This window comes from Sphingomonas pokkalii (assembly GCF_003096275.1).
Taxonomy (GTDB): Bacteria; Pseudomonadota; Alphaproteobacteria; order Sphingomonadales; family Sphingomonadaceae; genus Sphingomonas; species Sphingomonas pokkalii.
The window spans coordinates 3139693-3160434 of sequence record NZ_QENQ01000001.1; the positions used below are offsets into that span (position 1 = coordinate 3139693).

General features: G+C 64.3%; 16 protein-coding genes. 5 read left to right on the forward strand and 11 right to left on the reverse strand.

The window, feature by feature from the left end; all coding sequences use genetic code 11:
• Window positions 1-83 precede the first annotated feature (83 nt).
• From DD559_RS14415 to DD559_RS14460, 10 genes are all read right to left on the reverse strand, one after another.
• Window positions 84-641: a phage tail protein gene (locus DD559_RS14415; protein ID WP_116469799.1), complete on the reverse strand. Its 558-nt coding sequence runs from the start codon at window positions 639-641 to the stop codon at window positions 84-86.
• A gap of 36 nt (window positions 642-677) precedes the next feature.
• Window positions 678-1211: a phage tail protein gene (locus tag DD559_RS14420; protein ID WP_116469800.1), complete on the reverse strand. Its 534-nt coding sequence runs from the start codon at window positions 1209-1211 to the stop codon at window positions 678-680.
• 17 nt (window positions 1212-1228) lie between these two features.
• Window positions 1229-1765 (reverse strand): phage tail protein, encoded by a 537-nt coding sequence (locus tag DD559_RS14425; RefSeq protein ID WP_116469801.1) that lies wholly within the window; start codon window positions 1763-1765, stop codon window positions 1229-1231.
• A gap of 768 nt (window positions 1766-2533) precedes the next feature.
• The gene (acpA, locus tag DD559_RS14430; RefSeq protein WP_116469802.1) at window positions 2534-4186 is read right to left on the reverse strand and encodes an acid phosphatase; all 1653 of its coding nucleotides are present in this window, start codon (window positions 4184-4186) and stop codon (window positions 2534-2536) included.
• Window positions 4187-4293: 107 nt separating this feature from the next.
• On the reverse strand, window positions 4294-6450 hold the full coding sequence (locus DD559_RS14435) for a TonB-dependent siderophore receptor (protein ID WP_116469803.1): 2157 nt from the start codon (window positions 6448-6450) through the stop codon (window positions 4294-4296).
• 199 nt (window positions 6451-6649) lie between these two features.
• Window positions 6650-8443 carry a M14 family metallopeptidase gene (locus tag DD559_RS14440; protein ID WP_240610271.1) on the reverse strand — a complete coding sequence of 598 codons (1794 nt, stop codon included), beginning with the start codon at window positions 8441-8443 and terminating at the stop codon, window positions 6650-6652.
• Between the two features lie 48 nt (window positions 8444-8491).
• Window positions 8492-10648: a TonB-dependent siderophore receptor gene (locus DD559_RS14445; protein ID WP_240610272.1), complete on the reverse strand. Its 2157-nt coding sequence runs from the start codon at window positions 10646-10648 to the stop codon at window positions 8492-8494.
• Window positions 10649-10932: 284 nt separating this feature from the next.
• Window positions 10933-12792 (reverse strand): TonB-dependent receptor plug domain-containing protein, encoded by a 1860-nt coding sequence (locus DD559_RS14450; RefSeq protein ID WP_165831097.1) that lies wholly within the window; start codon window positions 12790-12792, stop codon window positions 10933-10935.
• Window positions 12793-12802: 10 nt separating this feature from the next.
• Window positions 12803-14656, reverse strand: coding sequence for a hypothetical protein (locus DD559_RS14455; protein WP_116469807.1), 1854 nt, complete (start codon window positions 14654-14656; stop codon window positions 12803-12805).
• The gene (locus tag DD559_RS14460) at window positions 14653-15723 is read right to left on the reverse strand and encodes a ferritin-like domain-containing protein (protein ID WP_116469808.1); all 1071 of its coding nucleotides are present in this window, start codon (window positions 15721-15723) and stop codon (window positions 14653-14655) included. Before DD559_RS14460 ends, DD559_RS14455 begins: the two co-directional genes overlap by 4 nt.
• Window positions 15724-16093: 370 nt before the next feature.
• Between DD559_RS14460 and DD559_RS14465 the strand changes: the two genes are divergently transcribed.
• The 4 genes from DD559_RS14465 to DD559_RS14480 all read left to right on the forward strand — a co-directional run bounded on the left by DD559_RS14465 (window position 16094) and on the right by DD559_RS14480 (window position 19418).
• Window positions 16094-17011 carry a hypothetical protein gene (locus DD559_RS14465; RefSeq protein ID WP_133243828.1) on the forward strand — a complete coding sequence of 306 codons (918 nt, stop codon included), beginning with the start codon at window positions 16094-16096 and terminating at the stop codon, window positions 17009-17011.
• Window positions 17012-17144: 133 nt separating this feature from the next.
• Window positions 17145-17801 (forward strand): TVP38/TMEM64 family protein, encoded by a 657-nt coding sequence (locus DD559_RS14470; RefSeq protein ID WP_165831098.1) that lies wholly within the window; start codon window positions 17145-17147, stop codon window positions 17799-17801.
• 246 nt (window positions 17802-18047) lie between these two features.
• On the forward strand, window positions 18048-18878 hold the full coding sequence (locus DD559_RS14475; protein ID WP_116470925.1) for an alpha/beta fold hydrolase: 831 nt from the start codon (window positions 18048-18050) through the stop codon (window positions 18876-18878).
• A gap of 123 nt (window positions 18879-19001) precedes the next feature.
• A complete protein-coding gene (locus DD559_RS14480; protein WP_116469811.1) occupies window positions 19002-19418 on the forward strand; it encodes a flagellar basal body rod protein FlgC in 417 nt (138 codons plus the stop codon).
• A gap of 140 nt (window positions 19419-19558) precedes the next feature.
• On the opposite strand, the gene DD559_RS14485 is transcribed toward DD559_RS14480, so the two are convergent.
• Window positions 19559-19984 carry an organic hydroperoxide resistance protein gene (locus tag DD559_RS14485; protein ID WP_116469812.1) on the reverse strand — a complete coding sequence of 142 codons (426 nt, stop codon included), beginning with the start codon at window positions 19982-19984 and terminating at the stop codon, window positions 19559-19561.
• Window positions 19985-20125: 141 nt separating this feature from the next.
• Here DD559_RS14485 and DD559_RS14490 point away from each other — a divergent pair, with 141 nt between their 5' ends.
• Entirely contained in the window at window positions 20126-20557 is a 432-nt protein-coding gene (locus DD559_RS14490; RefSeq protein WP_116469813.1) for a MarR family winged helix-turn-helix transcriptional regulator, read from the forward strand.
• Window positions 20558-20742 lie beyond the last annotated feature (185 nt).

Sequence of the window (20742 nt, forward strand, 5' to 3'; positions counted from 1 at the left end):
TGGACGTGTCGCACCCTTTTACATTTCGCTTCCCCTCCACGCCGGTTCTCCGTGGGAGGGGCAGCGCGTATTATCAGCACATATCAATCTTCGGGAACGGGATACTCGCCGTCATGTGCAATTGCGTATAACATGTTCAAAAATGGCTGGCGGTTCTCGTGTGGAGCAACGGGCTGTTTCCCGAAAAATGACAGCATATTCGGCGACAATTGGGTTGTTGCGGAGCCGGGCGACGATGCCATGTATGTGGTATTGTTAGGGCCCGTAACTTGACCGAAATTGCTGTGAATATTGGGGCGGCTGGTTTTTGCCAGTGCGCCACCTTTGACATTCTTCTTCTGAAGTGTGTGCGTGTGCCGCGGGTAATAAGAAAGTTGCACCGCGGCTTCGCCGATGGGCTTGCCTAATTCAAAGTTGTGCGGCTTGAGCTCATTCGCTTCTCCGACCGACACCGCAATGCGCTGGCGAAGGTCGGGAACAGTGAAGGTTGCTGGCCAGTTGCCGCCAAATGTATTCCCCAATAGCGAGGCTAAGGCTGGATATTGGCCTGTGTTGTAGGTCGTTCCATCGCAGAGTAGCCATCCATATGGTACATAGCTGTATGGAAATGCCCGAATTTCGCCGATGTAGCAATCAGACATAGCGTTGTTCCATCCTATAATTTGAATTATTCTGTGTCAGTTATTTGGCCAGATCCCGGTTACAGCAATCATGTAATATAATCCCAAGGACGGCATAATATTAAGATGCTCGACATCATTTCCAGATTCGGAAATAGACGTCTTGCCAAAGTATACCTCAGATACGAGATCGCCATACGAAGAATCGACGTAGAAAGTTGTATCTGATGGCTGTGATCCGAACGTTGATTTGGCTTGTATTGGGATGGCGGTGGTCGCTACGTTATCGGTAACAGAAAGTCGGTGGAAGTGGACCGGGGTTTCGGAGATCTTGAGGGTTACGAAAGCGCTTCCCACTTTATTTCCTGGTTTGTATATTGTGCCCTCGGCGTTTCCTGTGCCGATAGGCACGCGACCCCTTAGATCGGGCAGGCCGAAGTTTGTCGTGCCGTCGCCCCCATAGGTGGTACCAATAAGTGCGTATAGCGCGTCATAATCTTTAATCTTTAGAGTCTGTCCGAGGCAGCGTTGCCATCCCTTCGGAAGAATTCGTGATCCAGAAAGGCGAATTTCGCCAAGAAAAGCGTTCATGTATTCAACCCTCCCTGTTACGGCCGCGGCGGCCAGATGCCAATGACTGCAATGTAATAGTTTAACGCGGTGGATGGTTGCATATTCTCATGTGGGAGGCTTCCGCCCACCGGCTTGACCGTATCGGGATCCATATCGACAAGTGGGGCGCGAAAATCTGTGTACAGCGGTTGCACGAGCGGCGATGTTGGCTCCGCATAGACGGTGCCGGCCAGGGCTGTGGTTGTGCCGGGGACTGCCGCCACCTGCATATCGTGATTGTGCATGGGCAACTGCGCTTCGGTAAGCGGAACCTTCGGAAGGCCTCCCTTACCGCCAACGGGATACGAACTACCGCTGCCGAAAGAGCCGTTCGCCCCAACAATCGCACGGCCGCGCAGGTCAGGAATCCCGAAGGTTTTCTTGCCATCGCCGCCGAAAGCTGTGCTGAGAAGCGCATATAGTGCCTGGTATCTTGTTATTTCTAACAATCGACCATCGCAGGGAAGCCAATGCACTTCGCTTTGTTGGAGTATCGGTGCGAATATGCGAATTTCGCCTATAAACCAATCCATCGATGTCCCCTATATTTCCGGAGCGGCACGGTATGGTTAGAAAAGGTTAACTAAACAGAAACGTCCGTATCGAGCAGTTGGGATACTCGAGTCATAGGCTAGATGCGTGCAACGATATTTGCAACGGATATGGTTGTATCGTCCGAAGCTGGCAACGCGCTGCCGAAGGCTTTGGTCGATCGACAATAATCTCGTGAATTTATCGATTTGATTGCCTGTTCGCTCGCCGGATCGCGGGGAGGTGTTTACGGTGGGATGTTGAGGGTTTGTGCCTTCGCTCTCGGGCTGCAGCCGTTCTTGCATTCGTCCCGGTGGTGACTTCACGTCCGGGCGCAAAACAAGCGACGCCGGCGCGCGCTTGGTCGCCGCATCATGGGTGATCAGCCTGCATATCAAGCTGTTGTCGGCGTCGACCGTCTTCAGGTTCTGCGGTGGTGCCTGGCCAGACCTCTCATCCCAATTGACATGTAGGAGCAGCGGTGGCTGCTCCCAACTACCCCTGCCGACGAGAGCCGGGGTCCATTGGGGCGCGCTATCGGCGCTTGCTCAGACCAAGAGGCGATGGATCCAGGCGTTCGCCGGGATGGCGGCGATGAGGCGGGATCGGTCTACATCAAGGCAAGCTGGTATAGGCTCTCTTGAAGATCTTGTATTGCGCGCCGGACCGCCGCTGTCATGCGGGCGCTCCGGTCGAGAGGCTCTCCCATGGTGCGTTCCTCTACTCCGGGCAGGAAAAGACACCATCCAATCGCGGGACCAACTGTCTGGCTAGCCGATCGTCAGCGCACCGGTCAGGTCGCCCGGTGCGGGTCCGCCGGCGGCGATCATCGCCCGTTCGCGCTCGATCAGGCCGGGCAGCGTCGCGAGGCCGAAGCGGCGGGTGAGGAACCGGGCGATCGAGCCGGTATCGTACACCGTGTGATCGACATGGCCGCGCCGGGCGAAGGGCGAGACGATCACGGCGGGGATGCGCGTGCCCGGTCCCCAGCGATCGCCCTTGGGCGGGGCGACGTGATCCCACCAGCCGCCATTCTCGTCGAAGGTGATGATCACCAGCATCTTTTGCCATTGCGGGCTGCGGCGCAGGGCATCGACGACCATGGCGATGTGCTGGTCCCCCGCTTCCACATCCGAATAGCCGGCATGCATGTTGAGGTTGCCCTGCGGCTTGTAGAAGCTGACAGCAGGCAGGGTGCCGGCCGCGGCATCGGCCAGGAAGCGGTTGGTGCGGGCCGTTTCGCCTTCGCCGGCGTCGCGCAGGTGCCTGGCGCGTGCGGCGGTGCCGGGGGCGAACTGTTCGAAATAGTTGAACGGCTGATGATGTGGCTGGAAGTTCGGCCGGCTGGGAAAGCTGCCGTCATTGGCATGTCCCGCCAGCGCTGCGTTCCAGCCGCCCGCGTACCAGGCCCAGTCCACGCCCTTGGCCGACAGCAGATCGCCGATCGTGGCATGGTGCTGCGGCACGAGCGTCTTGGCATCGCTCCAATCGGCATAGCCCGGGCGTTCGGGATCGAGCTGATAGGTGGGCGCATAGGGCGGCAGCATCGTGTTGACCGACCAGAAATCGGGCGTGAGCGAACTCGGTACGAAGTCTGGCGGGCCGTCGATCGCGCTTTTGGGCGAACCGGGCTTGCACTTCAGGCGGATGCCCTTGGGGTCATCGCCTTCCACTTGCGCGATGCGGCCGCGCGCCGGGCTCTTGTCCGCATCCGGATAGAAGGGCGGACGCGCCGCGATCAGATATTGGTGGTTGATGTAGGAGCCGCCGAACGCCCCCATGAAGAACCGGTCGCACAGCGTGAATTCGCGCGCGATCTGCCACAGGCGCAGCTTGGCGGAGGCTTCGCCATAATGCCCCATCACCAGCGCGCCGCTATCGCCCCAGGCGACGAAGCCATCGTTGCGGCCGCCGTTGATCTGCAGCTGGTTCTGGTAGAAGGCGTGGACCAGATCACGGGTGACGACGCCGTGCGGCAGCGGATCGCCTTCCGGCGTCTTCAGCGCGAAGGGGGCATTGGGCAGCGGGCCCAGATCGTCCGGCCCGATCTTGTAGCGACGATGCTCGACAATCTGCTCGTCGGGCACCATCCCCTCCCAGATTTTGGGCAGCGCCGCGAGCACCGTTCCGTCGCGATCGCGCTGTGCCGTGCGCGCGGCAGGCACCGCCGAAAGCGGTTCGGCCAAGCCGGGGAAATCGGCGAAGAGATTGTTGAAGCTTCGGTTCTCCGCGTAGATCACGACGACGGTTTCGATCTCCGTCAGCGCGCCGCGCCGTTGCCGGGAGCCCTGCGCCGCCGATGCCGGCGATGCGGCGAGCACGCCGGCCATCCCCACCGCGCCGAGCAGCGCGCGCCGCTCGGGGTTCTCGATCGCCGTGTCGGTATCCTCCCGTCGAGGGGATCCGGTCTTGTCGTCGCGCATGCATCTACCTCCCGCCGCCACGCCTTTGGCGTCGTGCGGGTCGGGTGACAATATTTTATTACAACCATGCGTCGCATCGGCGCTCTTGCCGGGCTGCCATGCGGCTTTCAGAACCGCAGGCGGAGTTCTGCCAGAAAGGTCCGCGGCTCGCCGGGGAAATGCCCGCTTTGCGCGGTGAAGCCAGAGGCCGCGTACACCCGGTCGAAGATGTTATCCACCCGCAGCAGCAGTTCCGCGAAACCCAGCCCTTTGGTGATCGAGGCGTCGAACACGGTATATGGCCGCACCGCCTGACCGGAGAGGCTGATCCGGCGCGAGACATGCTCGCCTCCGAACGCGAACGCCGCGCCGAACGCCGGCACCTGATAGCGCGTCCAGAACCCCAGCTGGTGCCTCGGCGCATTGGCGAACCGATCGCCGATAGCGTTGGTGATCGACTGGCCCGGAACGGTGCCGGTGATCCGCGCATCGTTATAGGCATAGTTGGCCAGCAGCACCCAGTTGGGCGTCAGGTCCGTCGCCAGATCGACTTCGAAGCCCTTGCTCGTCACTTCGCCGATCGGCGCGAGCGGATCGATGCCGTTGACCGGTGCGCGGCCGGGATCGACCTGCAGGATGTTCTTGCGCACGATGCGATAGGCGGCGGCATTCGCCTGCAGCCGGCCCTGGAACAATTGCGTCTTCACGCCCGCTTCCAACTGGTTGCCGGTTACCGGCGCGAAGGGGCCGCCGGCATCGCGGTTCTGGTCGGCGGCGGCCTGTGGTTCGAAGCTCTGCGACCAACTGGCATAGAGCGAGACATCCTGGCGCGGCTTGAAGATCGCGCCGCCCCGGAAGGTCACATCGCTATCGGCATAGCGGGAACGCCCGGAAACCGCGTTGCCGGTGCTCACGGTGACCCCGTCCTCGAACCGATCGTAGCGCAGGCCGGCGACCAGCAGCAGTGCGTCGGTGATACTGACCTGGTCCTGCAGATAGGCGCCCTTCCGCTTGGTTCGCGTATCGGTGACGGTGAAGGGCAGCAGCGCGGCGCGAGCGGCGTCGCCCGATCCGCGGCCATAGGCGGGGTTGCTGAGGCTGAGCGAGGTCACGCCCGCCCGCAGGATGCGCGAGCGCAGGACGCTGGTTTCGTGATACCAGTCGGCGCCCGCCTGGAACTTGTGCGCCATGCCGAGCAGGTCCACCCGCGCCGTCGCATTGGCCATGAAGGACAAGCCGTCGACGGGGCGGATCTGATCGCGAAACTCGCGCCGGACGAGATCGGGATTGGCGGGATCGAGCCCGCGCGGTTCGTGATATTGCTGGGTTTCGGTCGCCTTGAAATAGCGCACCCCCGCGTCGAACGTGACGCGGTCGCCGATCGCCGTTGCATAGCGCGCCTGATAGGCTTGCGAGCGCAGGTGCAGGAAATCGGTTTTTTCGTTCGCGTTCCAGCGGATGCTGGTGAGGAAATGGCCGGCATCGTCCACCAGGATGCCGCGGAGTCGGTTGGCCTGGAACTGGCTGTCGTAGATCGTCGCCTGTAGCGTCAGCTTGCCGCCCTGGTTGGTCTTGATGGCGATGCCGCCATCGCCGATGCGGGATTTGTTCTGTGTGTTGCGGCGGAAGGGATCCATCGATTCATAGAATCCCCCCAGCCGATAGGTGACGATGCCCTGGCGATCGACCGGGCCGCCCGCCTCGGCGGAAATGCCGACGCGATCGTAGCTGCCGCCGGTGATGACCGCGCGCAGGCCGGTCTTGTCCGCAGGGGTCTTGGAGACATAGTTGATGATCCCGCCAGGCGAGCCGGGGCCGAAGAACAGGCCTGCCGGCCCCTTCAGCACCTCCACCCGTTCGATGTTGAACAATTGCGGGACCGAGAAGCCGATGAACGGATTGCCGCGCTGGCCGTCGTAGAAGGACTGATCCTGCCGGAAGCCGCGGAAGGTGACGCCGGCATAGCTGAAGGCGGTGACGCCGGAGATGTTGCGATAGATGTCGGTCGCGTCGCGGGCGCCCTGATCGGTGAACAGATCGGCATTGATGACCTGTACCGCCTGCGGGATGTTCATCGGGTCTTCCGCAGCCTTGCCGACGGTGGTCTGCTCAACCCGATAGAGGCGCTGGGCGCGACCGGTAACGGTGATCTCGCTGGCGGAAGCGGCGTCGCCAGCCGGTGTCTCCTGCGCGCATGCCGGTGCCGCCAGAACCATCGATGCGGACACCAGCAATACGCTTCGTACAGATACCACTTTCACCCCCGGGACAATGATGCGAATCATTCGCAGGAGGGGCTCCTTACGGGCGTGGTCGACCGGTGCCAAGTGCTATTGCGAGGCATAATTGATTAGGCGGGTGCGTGGCGAGGACGCAAGCCGGTACTGGAAGGGCGCGCCTTTCGGGCATTTCGATGCGAAAGTTCGCGCCCCTTCTCACGCGGTGCGGCCAGCCCCGTTCACGGCGCTGGCCTGTGCACGGCGTTCATTCCACCTCGCGCGCGATCGGATAGCGTAGCACGAACGGATGCCCTGGCCCGGCCCGGCCGAACAGCCAGGCCAGCCGCGCATCGCCATCAGCGGCGAAAGCGGGGTCGGCACGGAGCTTTGCCTCAAATTCCGCCTTGATCGCCGGCTCGGTCGCAAGCAGGCGGTCGCCTAGCGCCGCCAGAATATAGGCGTCGGTATTGGGGGCGGGCGCGAGCATTTCCGGGAAGAAACCCCAAGCGAGAAACGAATCCTGACTCTCTGGTTCCAGCAGCGCCGCGGCCAGCAGCCCGAGCGGCTGATCGGCGGAAACCCGCACGCTACCCGCGGGCAGCGTCTCCTCCGCCTGGCCATGCACGAAGCCGGCGGTGATCGGCACGCGCCCTTCCTTGGGCTGGGCAAGCTTCGCATCGACCAGACGGACCCGATCCAGCTTCAGCGTTCGCGGCGCAGCAATCGCTTCGAAGGCGATGCCATGGACGCGCAGGCGATCGATCACCTCCGCCTGTTCGGGCGGAATCCACCAGGCCCGGGGCAGGCGCACGGTTTCGGTCGGGCGCTGGCCGATGATCGGCATCCGAAATGTGATCGGCTTGCCCAGCCAGCGCTGCTCCATCCGCCCCGATGCCGGGGAAGGGGCCATCGCGAACGCCACGCCCTTGAACTGATCGATCCAGCCGATCGGCTGTTCTGCGGGTGTCCAGCGGGTCAGCAATGTGGCCGGGCGGGCGGCGCGATCCTGCGCCTTGGCGGCGGCGATCCGTTCGGCATCGCTCGCCGCGATCCGCAGCGCAGCCTCCAGCAGCACATAGGTGCCCAGGACGCGTTGCCGATAGGGCTTCAGCATGTGGTTTTCGACCAGCACCGTCGGCATGCCGATGAAGTCGCCATAGCCGGTCGAGTAGCGCGGCCCTTCGGGGCTGTAGCGGATGCCCTTGGTCGGCACCCGTGTGTCGATCGGGCTGGGGTAGACGATCGGGGTGTGGCCCGCCTGGCGCAGCGCCCGCATCGCGGCGGGGCCGAAGCGCTGTTCCAGCCAGTCGGCGGTGGCGCGGTGGCGCGCATATCGCCCCCAGCCGGCATAGGTGAAGGTGATATCATACTGCATGTCGAAACCTTCGCTGACATGGCAGTCGACATAGAGGATGGGATCGAACTGGCGGATCAGCCCGATCATCGCCCGCGTCTCGGGCGCATCGACCTTGGCGTAATCGCGGTTCAGGTCGATGTTGCGGGCATTGGCGTCTTCGCCCTTCTGGGCGGGCCCGCGCAGATGGACGAAGTTCCAGGGGCTCATCTGCTCATGGCCGTCGATATTGTAGATCGGCACGAAGACGAGATCGACGCGATCGAGCAGATCGGCCTTGCCGCGCAGGGCGATGTCGCGCAACAGCATCAGCCCGGCATCCTTGCCGTCGATCTCACCCGAATGGATGCCGGCCTGGATCAGCACGACGGGCTTGGGGCTGCCGCCGTTGCTCGCGCGCACATACAGCATCTCGCGGCCGCGACCGGTGCGACCGAAGCTGTGCAGGCTGATGCGCGGAGACGCCGCATCCAGCCGCTCCAGCCATGCCCGCACCTCCGCATAGCGCGGCGTGGTCTTGAAACCGGCGGCCTCGGCGGGAGTGATCCAGGGATCTCCCGGCCGCGCGACCAGTGCTTCGCTCTTGCCCGACCAGGGCAGCGTGGGCGGCAGTTCCAGCACGTCCTGCGCGGACAGCGGGGCTGCGCCCAATGGGAGCAGCACGGCAGCCAGCAGTGCCGCGTAGCGGCGGGAGGGGGTGTTCATCGTCTCAACCATCATAGAAGCGGTACAGGAACGGCTGGGGCGCCGCGTTCAGAAAGTCGCGCGGAGCCCGATCGTGGCGGTGCGCGGTGCCCCCGGCTGCACCCAGAGCGGGCTGTAGCTGTTGGCGTACCAATGCACATCGAACAGGTTCGACACCGTGCCGAACAGCTGTACCCGATCGGTCAGCTCGACTTCGCCGAAGGCGCGCGCCAGCGTGTGCGCGGGCAGCGTGAAACGGGTACCCGTTTCGCCCGAACGTTCGCCGACATATTGCACGCCTCCGCCGAACCGTGCCTTCCTGCCGGCAATCGTGACGTCGCGCGCTAGCTGCAGGTTCAGCGTGTGATCGGGGATATTGATCAGCCGGTCGCCCGGATGCACCTGGAACGAGAAGTTGGCATCGAGCACATTCGAACGCGCCTCGGCATCGACATAGGCATAGCTGAGCAGCAGATCGAACCCGCCGGGGAGCTTGCCGTTCAGGTCCACTTCGACGCCGCGGCTGCGCGCCTTGCCGATCGCCACCGAGAAGCCGGGATTGTTGGTATCACTGGCCAGCACGTTGCGCTTGTTCATCTCGAACACGGCGATGGTGCCGTTCAGCCGCCCGCCGAACGCGGCCAGCTTGATCCCGGCTTCCATCGATCGGGTGGTCTCGGGCTCGAAGATCAGCCCGGCGGCATCGGTGCCGACATTGGCGCGATACCCCTCGCCATAGCTGGCGTAGAGGCTCAGCGGATCGCTCAGGCGATAGACGATGCCCGCCTGCGGGCTGAAGCGCCCGCGCGCGCGCCGGCTGGTCATCCGGGTCAGGTCGTTATCGGTGCGCAGCAACAGATGGTCGTAGCGGCCGCCGACACGGATCTGGAGCCGATCGGTCACGCTGATCTGGTCCTGCACATAGGCGCCGCTGGCCTGTTGCAGGTCGCGGCGATCGGTGTTGACCGTTGGTGTCGGCAAGGGGAAGCGGCCATAGACCGGATTGAGGAGGTCGATCACATAGCCCGCGCGGTCGCTGGGCGCGGATGAAACCAGCGGTGGACGGACGCGGGTGAACAGCTGATCATAAACGAAGCGATCGTGATCGGCCCCGACGATCACTCGGTGCCGCAGCGGTCCGGTTTCGAAATCGCCCGATATTTCGGCGCGCACCACGGTTTGCCCCGCATCGTAGCGGCGGCTGCGGCGCTGGCGGGAGAGCGAGCGTCCGTCGACGAACAGCTTCTGGCGCGAGGCGGTGAGTTCGGCGTCCGACGAGAAGCCGGTGAGCAACGTGTCACGCCGGCTGGCGCCGATCGAGAGGCTCCAGCGATCGTTGAAATCGTGCTGGAGGCGCAGCTGGTGGCCGGTGGCGCGGGCCACCGTATCACCGTCGCCCGGCTCGCCCAGGAAGCGGGAGCGTGGCACGGTGTCGAAGTTGCCGCCGAGCACGACGATGCCGCGATCGAACGGGGTTTCTACCCGTGTCCATTCGAAATCATAGGTCACCCGCGTGTTCGCGCCGAGCGCGAAGCCGAACGAGGGCAGCAGGCCCCAGCGCTTCTGCCGGATCGTGTCGCGGAAGGTGTCGCCATCCTCGACATAGCCGATCAGGCGCGCGGTGACTCCGCCGGTCAGCGCGATGTTGGCATCGCCTTCCGCGCGCACCCGATCGAAGCTGCCATATTGCAGCGCCGCCGAACCGAAGCTGCGGCCGAGCTGCGCCTGCTTGGTGACGAGGTTGATCGTGCCGCCCGGTTCGCCGCGGCCGAGCAGCGCCGCGGCCGGCCCCTTCAATATTTCGATCCGCTCAATACCCGCCACGTCGCGCTGGCCGCTGAAGCCGCGTCCGGCGTTGAAGCCGTTTACCAGATAGCCGCTGGGCAGATTCTCGTCCCCGGCGAAACCGCGGATCGCGAACGCATCCCACAGGCCGCCCAGCGTGTTCTGCCGTGCCACCGATGCATTCAGGTCCAGCGCATCGGTCAGCCGGGTGATGTTCTGCTCCTGCAGCAGCTGTTCGTCGATCATCGCAATCGACTGGGGGATCTCGCGCAGAGCGAAGTTGCCGCGATAGGACTGGCGGACCCCGGTAACGGTGATTTCCTCACGCTCGCCGTCGGCGCGAACCTCCTGTTCGGTTTGCGCAAAGGCAGGCGAGCACGAAAGCAGGACAGCGGCTGGCAGAGCGCCGGCAAGCGCGCCGGTACGAACAGAACGAAGCAATGCGGAATCCCCTGATTGATTCGGGCGCCGGCAGGGATCGCGGCACACCGGGATATCGACGCCGCGGATCCTGGACCCGGCAGCAACAATGAGATGTTGTAACGTTCTCTTCATTTTCGGGCAAGAGGGGAATGGTGCGACGCAGCGCGGTGTGGCGCGCGCAATGCCCGGCGGCGAATTTCGCCCCGGCATTGGCTGCCGTCAGTGGGCGGCCCATCGGCGCGCCGATCAGGCGCGCTTTGGGCGTTGGATGGCGTCCGCTGGTCCTGCTGTTTCGCCGACCTTCAATCCAGCACGATCGACAGGCGCAGGCTGCGCCCGGGCGCGGGCGTGCCGACGGCATCCCAACTGCGATTATCCCCGAGATTGCGAACGGTAGCGCGAATCCGCAGGCGCGATGTGATCCGATAGGCGAGCGCGGCATCCGCCTCCAGATGGCCGGGCGTAACTCGCAGCCCTGTCGGGACCGCGCTGTCGTTGACGTCGCTGTTGCCGCGCAGGGTCGTATCGGTGCGCCATGCGCCGCGCTCCCAGGAGAGGCGGACATTGCCGCTCAAGGCGGGGCGCCCGCGCAGCGGGGTTTCGCTCTCCACCGAAAGATAGGTGAGGGTGCCCCCAGCCGACCAGCCATGCCCCAGCCGCAGCGCCAGCGCGCCTTCCGCGCCGCGCGTGCCGACCCGCGCCCGATTGACCAGCCCGAAGGCGACCGGATCGAAATCGATCAGATTGCGGAAGCGATTGTCGAACAACGTTAGGCTGGCCTGGCCGCCCGGCACCGGCAACTCGATGCCGAGATCCAGGCTGCGGCTGGTCTCCGGTGCGAGCGATGCATTGCCGATCAACGGGTGGCCCAGCGCATAGAGGCTCGGGCGCTTATAGCCATTGGCGAGATGCGCGAAGAGTGCAGGGCCGGAGGGCCGCGTCTCCCAGCGGACGCTGCCGCGTCCGGTCCAGTTGCCGCTACCGCCCGACAGCTTGTCGTAGCGCACGGCGCCGCCGAGCGTCAGGCCGCCCGATGCGTGCAGGGTCGCTTCGCCAAAGCCGCTACGGGTCGTTCGGGTCCGCGCGAATTGCACCGGGAGCGGAAAGCCGAAGTCGAGCGTGCCGGTGCTGCTACCTTCCTCGCGCAGGATCGCGCCGCCGGTGGAAAGCGTGAACGGCCCAAGCTCACCGGCGAGCGCGGCGATGCTTTCGAACCGGGCGAAGCGATCCTGGACGGTGGTGGCGGGTACGCCATCGAGGGCGCCGGGGGCGATCGGCGGCGCATTGCCGTCGCCATGCTGAACCGACCAGGATATCGACAGGCTGGGCCGTATCCGCGCGGAGGGATCACGGGCGAGCGACAGGGCGCCCAGGCTCAGATCGCCGCTGCGGCGTTCGTGCGTGCGGATCACGGCGAGCAGGGGGCCGCCGCTGTCCTCCGGGAAGCGCGTGCCGTCGGTGGTGGTGTAGAGTCCCAGGGCCGCGAGGCGGAAATCGCCCCATTGCTGGTGGGCCCTGCCGAACAGCTGGTCGCGGCGAAGCGATCCCGCCGGATCTCCATCGCCGCTATCGTAGCGGGCCCCGGAGGCGATCACGCCCCCGCCGGCCCAGCCGCCAGCGATGCTTGCCGAGGCGGCGCCGCCATAGCGGCTGTCGATCCATCCCTGCGCGCCGGCGCGCAGGCCGTTCTGCGTTGGCGTGCGGGTTACGATCTGCACAACCCCGGACAAGGCATCGGAACCATGGATGGCCGATCCGCTCATCCGCGAAACCTCGACCCGCGCAACGATCGACGGATCGAGCAGGGCGAAATCGAAGGCGCCTCCGGCACTGCCGGTTGGATCGTTGAGCCGGACGCCATCGATCATCACTGTCGTGAAATTCGGTTCGCCGCCCCGGATCGACAGGAACGTCCCGCCGGCGGGACCGCCGGTGGAAAAGGCGCGGATGCCCGGTAGGTCGTCCAGAACTTCGATCAGTGAAGCCGGCTGCCGGCGCGCGATGACCTCGCGATCCGCGATGGCGATGCCGGCAATGTCCCCGGTGCGGGATGCGGTGACGAAGATATCCTGCTTCCCCGCATCTGCGGATATCGTCTGGGCAAGCGCTTCAGGCGCGACGAAGGAGGCGGCAACTGCCGCCAGCGATATTGTCCAGCGCAACGGGCTGCTCTCAGCGCATTTCGCGGGCCAGAATGGCGAAGTCCGGTGTTGCCGGTTCCGGTTCGGACGCTGTCGTCGCCGCCGGCGTCGCCTGCAGCAGCGTAGCCTCCGGGGTGGTGCCATCGAGGAAGTTATAGAGCAGGGCCCGTTGGCCCCGCGTAAGATCGCGCGTTGCCGGCATGTAGCGGAACCGTTCGAAATAGCCGGGGTCAGTCAATTTCTTGATGGTCGACGCATAGGCCCGGACCTGCGCCTCGTCATCCAGCCGCAGCCAATTGTCCATGCAGGGAGCGATTGCCTGCCAATAGGACAGGACATGCGCATAGACATTCTCCCAGCTCGGCTCGAGCTTGGCGAGTTCGTCGTCGCCCGGCAGGACGCGCAGATACATGTAGGTGAAGACCTGCGGGTTGAAGTTGTTCGTGGTGACCGGCAGCGTCGGATTGTTGCCCGGCTGCAAGACGAGCGCGGAGACCGTCGCGACCGAGGTCTTCAGCGGAAATCGAACGCGGCCGCTGGCATCCGTCGCCGAGACGAGCGGATTGTTTTCCAGCGAACCGACTTCGGACATGGTGACGACGATGTTCGCGCCGGCCGGCACGCCGCCGTCATAGACCTGAACCACCGCCTCGGCGGGGTCTCCCTGGTCGACATAGAGGTTGGGTTCGAGCGGAATCGCCCGCAGCGGCTGTTCGACGAGGAGCGGGACGCGTTTGCCGTTCACGTCGGCGGACAATGTCAGCGCGTCCAGGTCGAGCGCGGCCTGGGTCTCGGGAAGGGGGACGTCGATGATGCCGGAGGTCGCCAGATAGGCTGCCTGATCATAGCTGTTCGGCGCCAGCGTTGCGATCGGCGCATCGCCGGCGGAGAGGTACAGGTTGCCGATATCGGCCTTGTCCGGCGCCGTGGTATTCCAGGGGACTGCGTTGGAGAGATCGAGCGCGATCCGGTTGCCGTTCACCCGTGCCCAGCCGGTACCGAGCGGCACAGGCTTGAGACCCTTGCCGATCGGCACCGGTGCATTGGTGGTGACGAGTGTCCGGTCGCCCGGCTCGTGGATCGGATCGCCTTCCCGCCAGATACCGGCCGTGCCCACGAGCAGGCTGCGGGCGGGATTGGGCTGAAAGCCGCCGGCCATGAATTTCTTGACCAGTTCGCCGGCCTTCTCCGCCATTTCCGCGTCGGAACCGTCGGCGAGGCCAAGGTCGTCGTAATAGATCGTCCGATAGGTGCAGAAACGCGTCATCACGCCCTTCACCCCCGGCTCACCCATGCTGGCGAGCAGCGCCTGCAGCGCGGGCGAATCAAACGCGTCGATCTTCAGCGTCGCCGGATCCCAGGCATAGCAGGCCTGCCACATCACGGAGGCGACGCCGGCGATCACGGCGTTGGCGCGGTTGGCGTTGAAATTGATGTACCTGTCGCTTGCCCGCACGACGGGCGCGCCGAAAATGCGGCAACCGCCATCAATGCCCAATCGCATCGAATCGAAGAACAATTGCGAGGTGTAGGGGCCATAGGGTTCGGCATCGATCAACATGCCGGCGAAATTGACCGGCGCGCTGACGAACGGATCGGTGGTATCCAGTCCCGCCCCGATATCCACACCGGAGACGCGGCAATTGTAGAAGATCGAGCGATAGGTGCCCGCCGGATTCCAGTTCTGCGTCGGGATCTGCTCGATCGCGAGCTGGCGATATTTGGTGACCTGGTTGGGCTGCACCGTATCGCCGTCCAGTTGCGGATCGGCGTTCACCTCGTCGTAATTGGCCAGCCAGCTGGGATAGGTGTTGTTGTTGGTCGTGACGGGATCCCAGCTGATCTCGCCGCTGAAATAGATTCGCGGGAATTCGAGGATGCTCATGCGACCTCTCCCATCGCGGGGGCAGCGGTTGTGACGGGTTGCGCGCAGAGAAAGGCGGGGCCGGCGACCATGCCGTTGCGAAGCGGCGTATTGAGCGCCTGGATCGCCGCCATGCGGAGATCGAACATGGCGCGCACCGCGACGCCGAGTTGCCCGGCCGCGCCGCCAAATGCTTCCCGCAGCGCGGCGACCATATCGGTATATGCCGCGTTGCATTTCGCCTGCGCGAGCTGGACCGCCTCCGACTCCTTGCTGAAATCAAACTGTTCGGGGTCCGGAATCGCGGGGTAGACGGCCGTCCAGTCCACCCCCAGCGGGCCGCCCCATCGGTAGCCGGAGTCGTTCCGATCCGGTGCGATGTCCTTTTCAAGGACCCGGTTCTTCTGCATTTCCCAGAAACGATAATAATGGGCGAGCTCGTTCTGGAAATCGAGCGGGCTGCCCTGGTTTGCCGGCGTCTTCGGCGTGCCTTCGCCCTCGGAGACGATCTGATCGATCGCGTTGCACGCATCGGCGCAGTTGTTGACGGCAAAAACCTGCCCCTGGAAGAATTGGGCGTCGTCCACCTGGTTGCGGTTCGGCGTCCAGTCGGTATCGGGCAGGGCCTGTAGCGCGAGCTTCAGCCTTTCATAATAGACGCCGATCGTCACTTCTTCCTCGGTGCCGGGCGAACGCTGGAAGAGCACACGCGGATCAATGGGTTCCAACGGCGTTTCGATCGCCATGCCCTGCAGCACCGCCGCTTCGGAAAAGGGATAGAGATGGACGATCAGGCTGCCGCCCACGGAATGGGGCAGCGGGCCGGGATAGGAAGGGGGAGTGATCGCCACCGTGCCACCGATCGCGTTCAGGATGTTGCACGCCAGGCACATGTGGATCATTTCCTGCATGATCACCGATTGCAGGCGGGATTTCGCCGGCGCATTGGTGTCCGGCAGGATCGTCATCGACGCGTATAGATAGGGCGGCAGGGTCGAGAATTCGAGATCGATCGCGCCTTGGACAAGCGATTGCACATCGGCAAGTCCGCGCGGCTCGCGCCAGCTAAGCTTCACCATACTCGTCATTTTGCTCCCCCAAGAATACGCGCATGGATCGTCGTGGCGAACTTTAAGGTTCGCGTCATAATCTTGATGTTCCCGGATTGGGATCGAATATATATAGCGGAAATGAGTCAATGGTATTTTGTGGCGATATGAATGCGATTGCGGTTCATAAAAGATAACCCAGAGATAGTTTGATGATATTTCCAAAGCAATTGATTGGATTGAATTGACTTATCGAAATAGGCGGAATGGATCGAATGTTCTCTTGTACGATGTGTTGTCTTTGTTGAAAAGAATGCAGGGCTGAACATGCGCTCGATGCAATGATTCGCTGAAATGGGGGGTGATGATGAAAATACTGGCACGGTCGGCTGCCGTCGGATTGGCGGCAGTGCTTTCATGGCCCGCCGCGGCGCAGACCTATCAGACCTATGGCGCCCATAACCCTTCCGAGGTTAGCCCCTGTCAGGTGGAGAATTGTGTCTACAAGCGCAAAAAGGGCGACCCCGCCGATCCGCTTTGGCCGATCTATTGGCAGTCCGACTGGACGATGTACCGCGTCTATGGCCCCGATGCCGGCAAGTACCCGCCCCCGTACCAGGGCAAGCCGCCGGCCGGCGCGACGTACCAGACATCCTATGGCAAGACCTATTATGATTCGACCTGGGTCGGAAAGTCCGGCGAAGGGGCGATGGAAGAGCGGTATGATGAATATTGTCTGCCGATCTTTCCGCTCGACAATCACTATTCTTGCAAGTTCATTTCGCTGGGGAATGTCGCCTATTTCATCGCGGGCGAGGGGCGACCGGCTTGGATGCCGAAGATCTGCCTGTTTTCGGGACTCAATCACCCGCCCCGGCGCGATTTCATCTCGCATCTACCCTATAGCAAGGAGGATAGCGCCCGCATCGGTGCGGGCGGGCAAGGCTATTCCTTCTGGGTGAGCGCGCAGAATGGCTATGTGATGCAGGTGGGCGCGAGCGCCGACCTTACCGACAAGGGCGGAATCCTGTTCGGCTACGGCTTCCAGGCAAATTCGGCCGGCCAGGTGATGCCGCAATCCTTCTATTTCTCCGGCTATCCGCTTGCGCCGGCGAACGCGCCCTATGTCAGCCAGAACTATACCAATTTCAGCGTGACGCAGCCCAGCCAGGATATCTGGGGAGAAGTGGCAGGGATCGATCCGACGACCCTGCCCGCCTGCCAGTTGTTCAATCCGCCCGAGGCGGCGCCACAAGGGCTGACGACGAGTGCCGCACCGGCGAAGCGGGCGCCGACCTGGGGTGACATCGGGCGTTGGAGGCCCTGATATCCACGCGCGCGCCCGTCGACCCTGCCCCGCACCGGGCCGGGCGCGCCGCGATCGCGTGGGGTGGCCGGCCATGCATCCGGTGTTGAGCCCGCGATCTTCCGCGTGGTTGCGGGGGATTGGGGCGGCGGGGATGCTGTTCGCCCTTTGTGTGATCCTCTTCCTCCTCTTTGGTGCGGCGATCGACCGGCAGACGGCGGCGATACTCGCGGCGGAGCACCGGCTTGCGGCGGGTGCCGGCGCGGTGCTGCTCGCGCTCGACATCGTTCTTCCGGTGCCGTCTAGCGTGGTGGCAACGGCGATGGGGGCGATGCTGGGCGGCTGGGCGGGAACGCTGGTGAACGCCGCCGGGCTGACGGCAGGCTGCCTGCTGGGCTTGTGGCTGGGCCGGGCCGGCACGCCGGCGGCACGGCGAATCCTGGGTGCGCAGGGTTATGCCGACTTCGACCGCTGGGTCGCGCGGCATGGCGTGTTCGCGGTGATCCTTTGCCGCGCGGTGCCGGTGTTGGCGGAGGCGTCCATCGTCGCGCTCGGTGCGTCCGGCGGAAGGCGCTGGCCGCTGATCGTGGCGGCGGCGCTGGCGGATATCGGCCTCGGCGCGGTCTATGCCTTTGCCGGGGCGACATCGGGGCCTGGCGCGGCGCCGGCGCCCCCGGCGCTGGCCGCGGCGATCGGCGTGCCAGCACTCGCGATGCTGCTGGTGCTCGTCTGGGTCCGGCGGGATCCCGGGCGCCAGCGGCCCCCGGCCGGCGCGTGCCCGAGCGCGGCGCCGACCCCTCCCGACGGCTGAGCCCCCCTATACCCTGGTTCGATTCCGCGCAGCGGCTGCGGCTGCCAGGGTGCGCGCTGAAGATGGGAGTGCGCATTCGCCTCCCCGTCTGACAACAGGGAGCAGAAAATGGACGGATTCAGGAACATGCCGGGCGTCAGCCGGCGGGGGGTGCTGGAAGGGGCGCTGGTGGTCGGCGCCGCTGCCACGATCGCTCCTGCGGCCCAGGCAATGGGCATGGTCGCTACGGCGGAAGGCGCCGCGGCCATGCACAGCATCACGGTGAAGGACGGCACGACGATCTTCTACAAGGACTGGGGCCCCAGAACCGCGCAGCCGATCGTGTTCCATCATGGCTGGCCACTGAGCGCGGACGACTGGGATGCCCAGATGCTGTACTTTCTGGCAAAGGGCTATCGCGTGATCGCCCATGACCGCCGCGGCCATGGCCGCTCGACCCAGACCGATACCGGCAACGACATGGCGACCTATGCGGCCGACGTGCTGGAACTGGCCGAGGCGCTGGACCTCAAGAACGCCGTGCATATCGGCCATTCGACCGGCGGCGGCGAAGTCGCCGCCTATGTCGCGCGGGCAAGGCCGGGTCGCGTCGCCAAGGCGGTGCTTGTGGGCGCGATCCCGCCGCTGATGCTGAAGACCGCGAACAATCCCGGCGGTACCCCGATCGAGGTGTTCGACGGCTTCAGGGCAGCACTCGCCGCCAACCGCGCGCAATTCTACCTCGATGTCCCGACCGGGCCCTTCTATGGCTTCAACCGGCCGGGAGCGAAGATTCTGCCGGGCGTGATCCAGAATTGGTGGCGCCAGGGCATGATGGGCGGCATCAAGGCGCAATATGACTGCATCAAGGTGTTTTCCGAAACGGACCAGACGCAGGACCTCAAGAAGATCCAGGTGCCGGTGCTGTTCATGCACGGTGACGACGACCAGGTCGTGCCGATCGCCGACGCGGCGATGCTGGCGGTGAAGCTGGTCAAGAATGGCGAGCTCAAGGTCTATAAGGGCTTCCCGCACGGGATGCTGACCACGCATGCCGATGTGCTGAACCCCGATCTGCTGGCCTTTATCCGCAAGTGACGCGCCTGGGGCCGTGCCTGCCGATCGGGCGGGCACGGCCTCGGTTGGTGGTCGCGCGGTTAGGCATGTTTCTCCACCATTTGTTCACGGCTGGCTGCGAAACTGGCACATCGGAGCAGCGCCATGATCGCCACCAACATTGCCCTTACGGGGGTTCAGGCCAGCGTCGCGCGCATCAACGTCAGCGCGCAGAACGTAGCGAACGCGAACACCACGGGTGAGACCGCCAAGGCGGTGACCGCGGCCAATGCGATCGGCAAGACCGTCAACCACGCCTATCAGCCGATCGCGCTGTACCAGGCTGCGGCGGCGGGCGGCGGCGTGACTGCCAAGCCCGTGCCGGCCGTGCCGGGTACGGCACCGCGCTACGACCCGGAATCGCAGGATGCCGATGCGGACGGGAATGTCGAGGCGCCCGAGGTGGATTTCGCGAGCGAGGACGTCGAGCAGCGCAAGGCGCTTTTCTCGTTTCGCGCGAACCTGTCGGTGATCCGTACCCAGGACCAGATGATGGGATCGCTGCTGGATCGGCGGGTCTAGCGCCTGCAGGAACGCGCCCTCGCCCCGAAGCGGCCGCCGGAGGCCGATGTCGTCGGCCCGGAGGAAGCGGAAGGCGCCCGGCGGCAGACCGCCAGGCGCCATGATCCCCTCCCGCGAAGGAGAGGAAGGGGTGGGCGTTCTCAGGCCAGCGTCAGGCCGACATCGACATTGCCGCGGGTGGCGTTCGAATAGGGGCAGACCTGGTGCGCGGCGTCGACCAGCTTCTGCGCCTCTTCGCGGTCCATGCCCGGCAGGCTGACCAGCAGATCCGCAGTGATGCCGAAGCCGCCTTCCGAACGCGGGCCGATGCCCACCGTCGCGGTGACCGTGACGTCCGCCGGAACCTTGATCTTCATCCCGGCGCCGACTGCCTTGAGCGCGCCGATGAAGCAGGCGGAATAGCCCGCGGCGAACAGCTGCTCGGGATTGGTGCCAGCGCCGCCGGCGCCGCCCAGTTCCTTCGGCGTGGAGAGTTTCACGTCCAGAACGCCATCTTCCGAACGCGCGCTGCCGTCGCGGCCGCCGGTTGCGGTTGCCTTGGTGGTGTACTTCACATCGACCGACATCGGGTGTCTCCTTTTAATTTCGGCGATAATCATTAGCGCGATAACGAGTAGATAGGCAATGCTGCGCCCCTTGTCCAGAGGATTCTTTATCGCGATATATGTTTTATCCCGCCGCGGCTTGGCGGGGAGGAGTTTCTGCCTATGCCTGCCCCGCTTCCGCTCGACGGCCAGCTCTGTTTCTCGCTGTACAGCGCGAGCATGGCGATCACGCGTGTCTACAAACCCATCCTCGATCGGTTGGGGATCACCTATCCGCAATATCTGGTGCTGCACGCGCTGTGGGAAAAGGAGGGGCGCACGGTTGGCGCGATCGGCGAGCGGCTGGGGCTGGAATCGAGCACGATCACGCCGCTGGTGAAGCGGCTGGAAGCGGCCGGGTTCGCCACCCGCAAGCGCAATCCGGAGGATGAACGCCAGGTGCAGGTGTTCCTTACCGACCAGGGCAGGGCGATCCGCGAGCAATGCGGCTGCCTGGGCGAGGCGGTGCTCGAGAAGACCGACCTGTCGATCGAGCGGCTGGCGACGCTCAACCGCGAGGCGCAGGCGTTGCGGGATTCGCTGGCCCGGGATTGAACGGAGCGCGTCGGGCTGGGTCGAGAAGGTTGAGGGATGGGGCGAACGCGCTAGTCTTATGCCGCCCTGCTGGCTCGCTCGCGCTACGGTGCTGCGGATCGTTGCTCCGAAGAATACCGTTCCAAATCTGCGGATCGTTGAAGCGCCGCGCGGATCGCGTGTGATGCTGGTCTACCAAAAGGTTA

What these genes read in the sequence shown, in the direction of transcription:
- DD559_RS14415 (WP_116469799.1), bottom strand. Translation starts at nt 641, where the DNA reads ATGTCTGATTGCTACATCGGCGAAATTCGGGCATTTCCATACAGCTAT.
- DD559_RS14470 (WP_165831098.1), top strand. Translation starts at nt 17,145, where the DNA reads ATGCTGTTCGCCCTTTGTGTGATCCTCTTCCTCCTCTTTGGTGCGGCG.
- DD559_RS14480 (WP_116469811.1), top strand. Translation starts at nt 19,002, where the DNA reads ATGATCGCCACCAACATTGCCCTTACGGGGGTTCAGGCCAGCGTCGCG.
- DD559_RS14485 (WP_116469812.1), bottom strand. Translation starts at nt 19,984, where the DNA reads ATGTCGGTCGATGTGAAGTACACCACCAAGGCAACCGCAACCGGCGGC.
- DD559_RS14420 (WP_116469800.1), bottom strand. Translation starts at nt 1,211, where the DNA reads ATGAACGCTTTTCTTGGCGAAATTCGCCTTTCTGGATCACGAATTCTT.
- DD559_RS14455 (WP_116469807.1), bottom strand. Translation starts at nt 14,656, where the DNA reads ATGAGCATCCTCGAATTCCCGCGAATCTATTTCAGCGGCGAGATCAGC.
- DD559_RS14425 (WP_116469801.1), bottom strand. Translation starts at nt 1,765, where the DNA reads ATGGATTGGTTTATAGGCGAAATTCGCATATTCGCACCGATACTCCAA.
- DD559_RS14440 (WP_240610271.1), bottom strand. Translation starts at nt 8,443, where the DNA reads ATGAACACCCCCTCCCGCCGCTACGCGGCACTGCTGGCTGCCGTGCTG.
- acpA (WP_116469802.1), bottom strand. Translation starts at nt 4,186, where the DNA reads ATGCGCGACGACAAGACCGGATCCCCTCGACGGGAGGATACCGACACG.
- DD559_RS14475 (WP_116470925.1), top strand. Translation starts at nt 18,048, where the DNA reads ATGCACAGCATCACGGTGAAGGACGGCACGACGATCTTCTACAAGGAC.
- DD559_RS14460 (WP_116469808.1), bottom strand. Translation starts at nt 15,723, where the DNA reads ATGACGAGTATGGTGAAGCTTAGCTGGCGCGAGCCGCGCGGACTTGCC.
- DD559_RS14435 (WP_116469803.1), bottom strand. Translation starts at nt 6,450, where the DNA reads ATGATTCGCATCATTGTCCCGGGGGTGAAAGTGGTATCTGTACGAAGC.
- DD559_RS14490 (WP_116469813.1), top strand. Translation starts at nt 20,126, where the DNA reads ATGCCTGCCCCGCTTCCGCTCGACGGCCAGCTCTGTTTCTCGCTGTAC.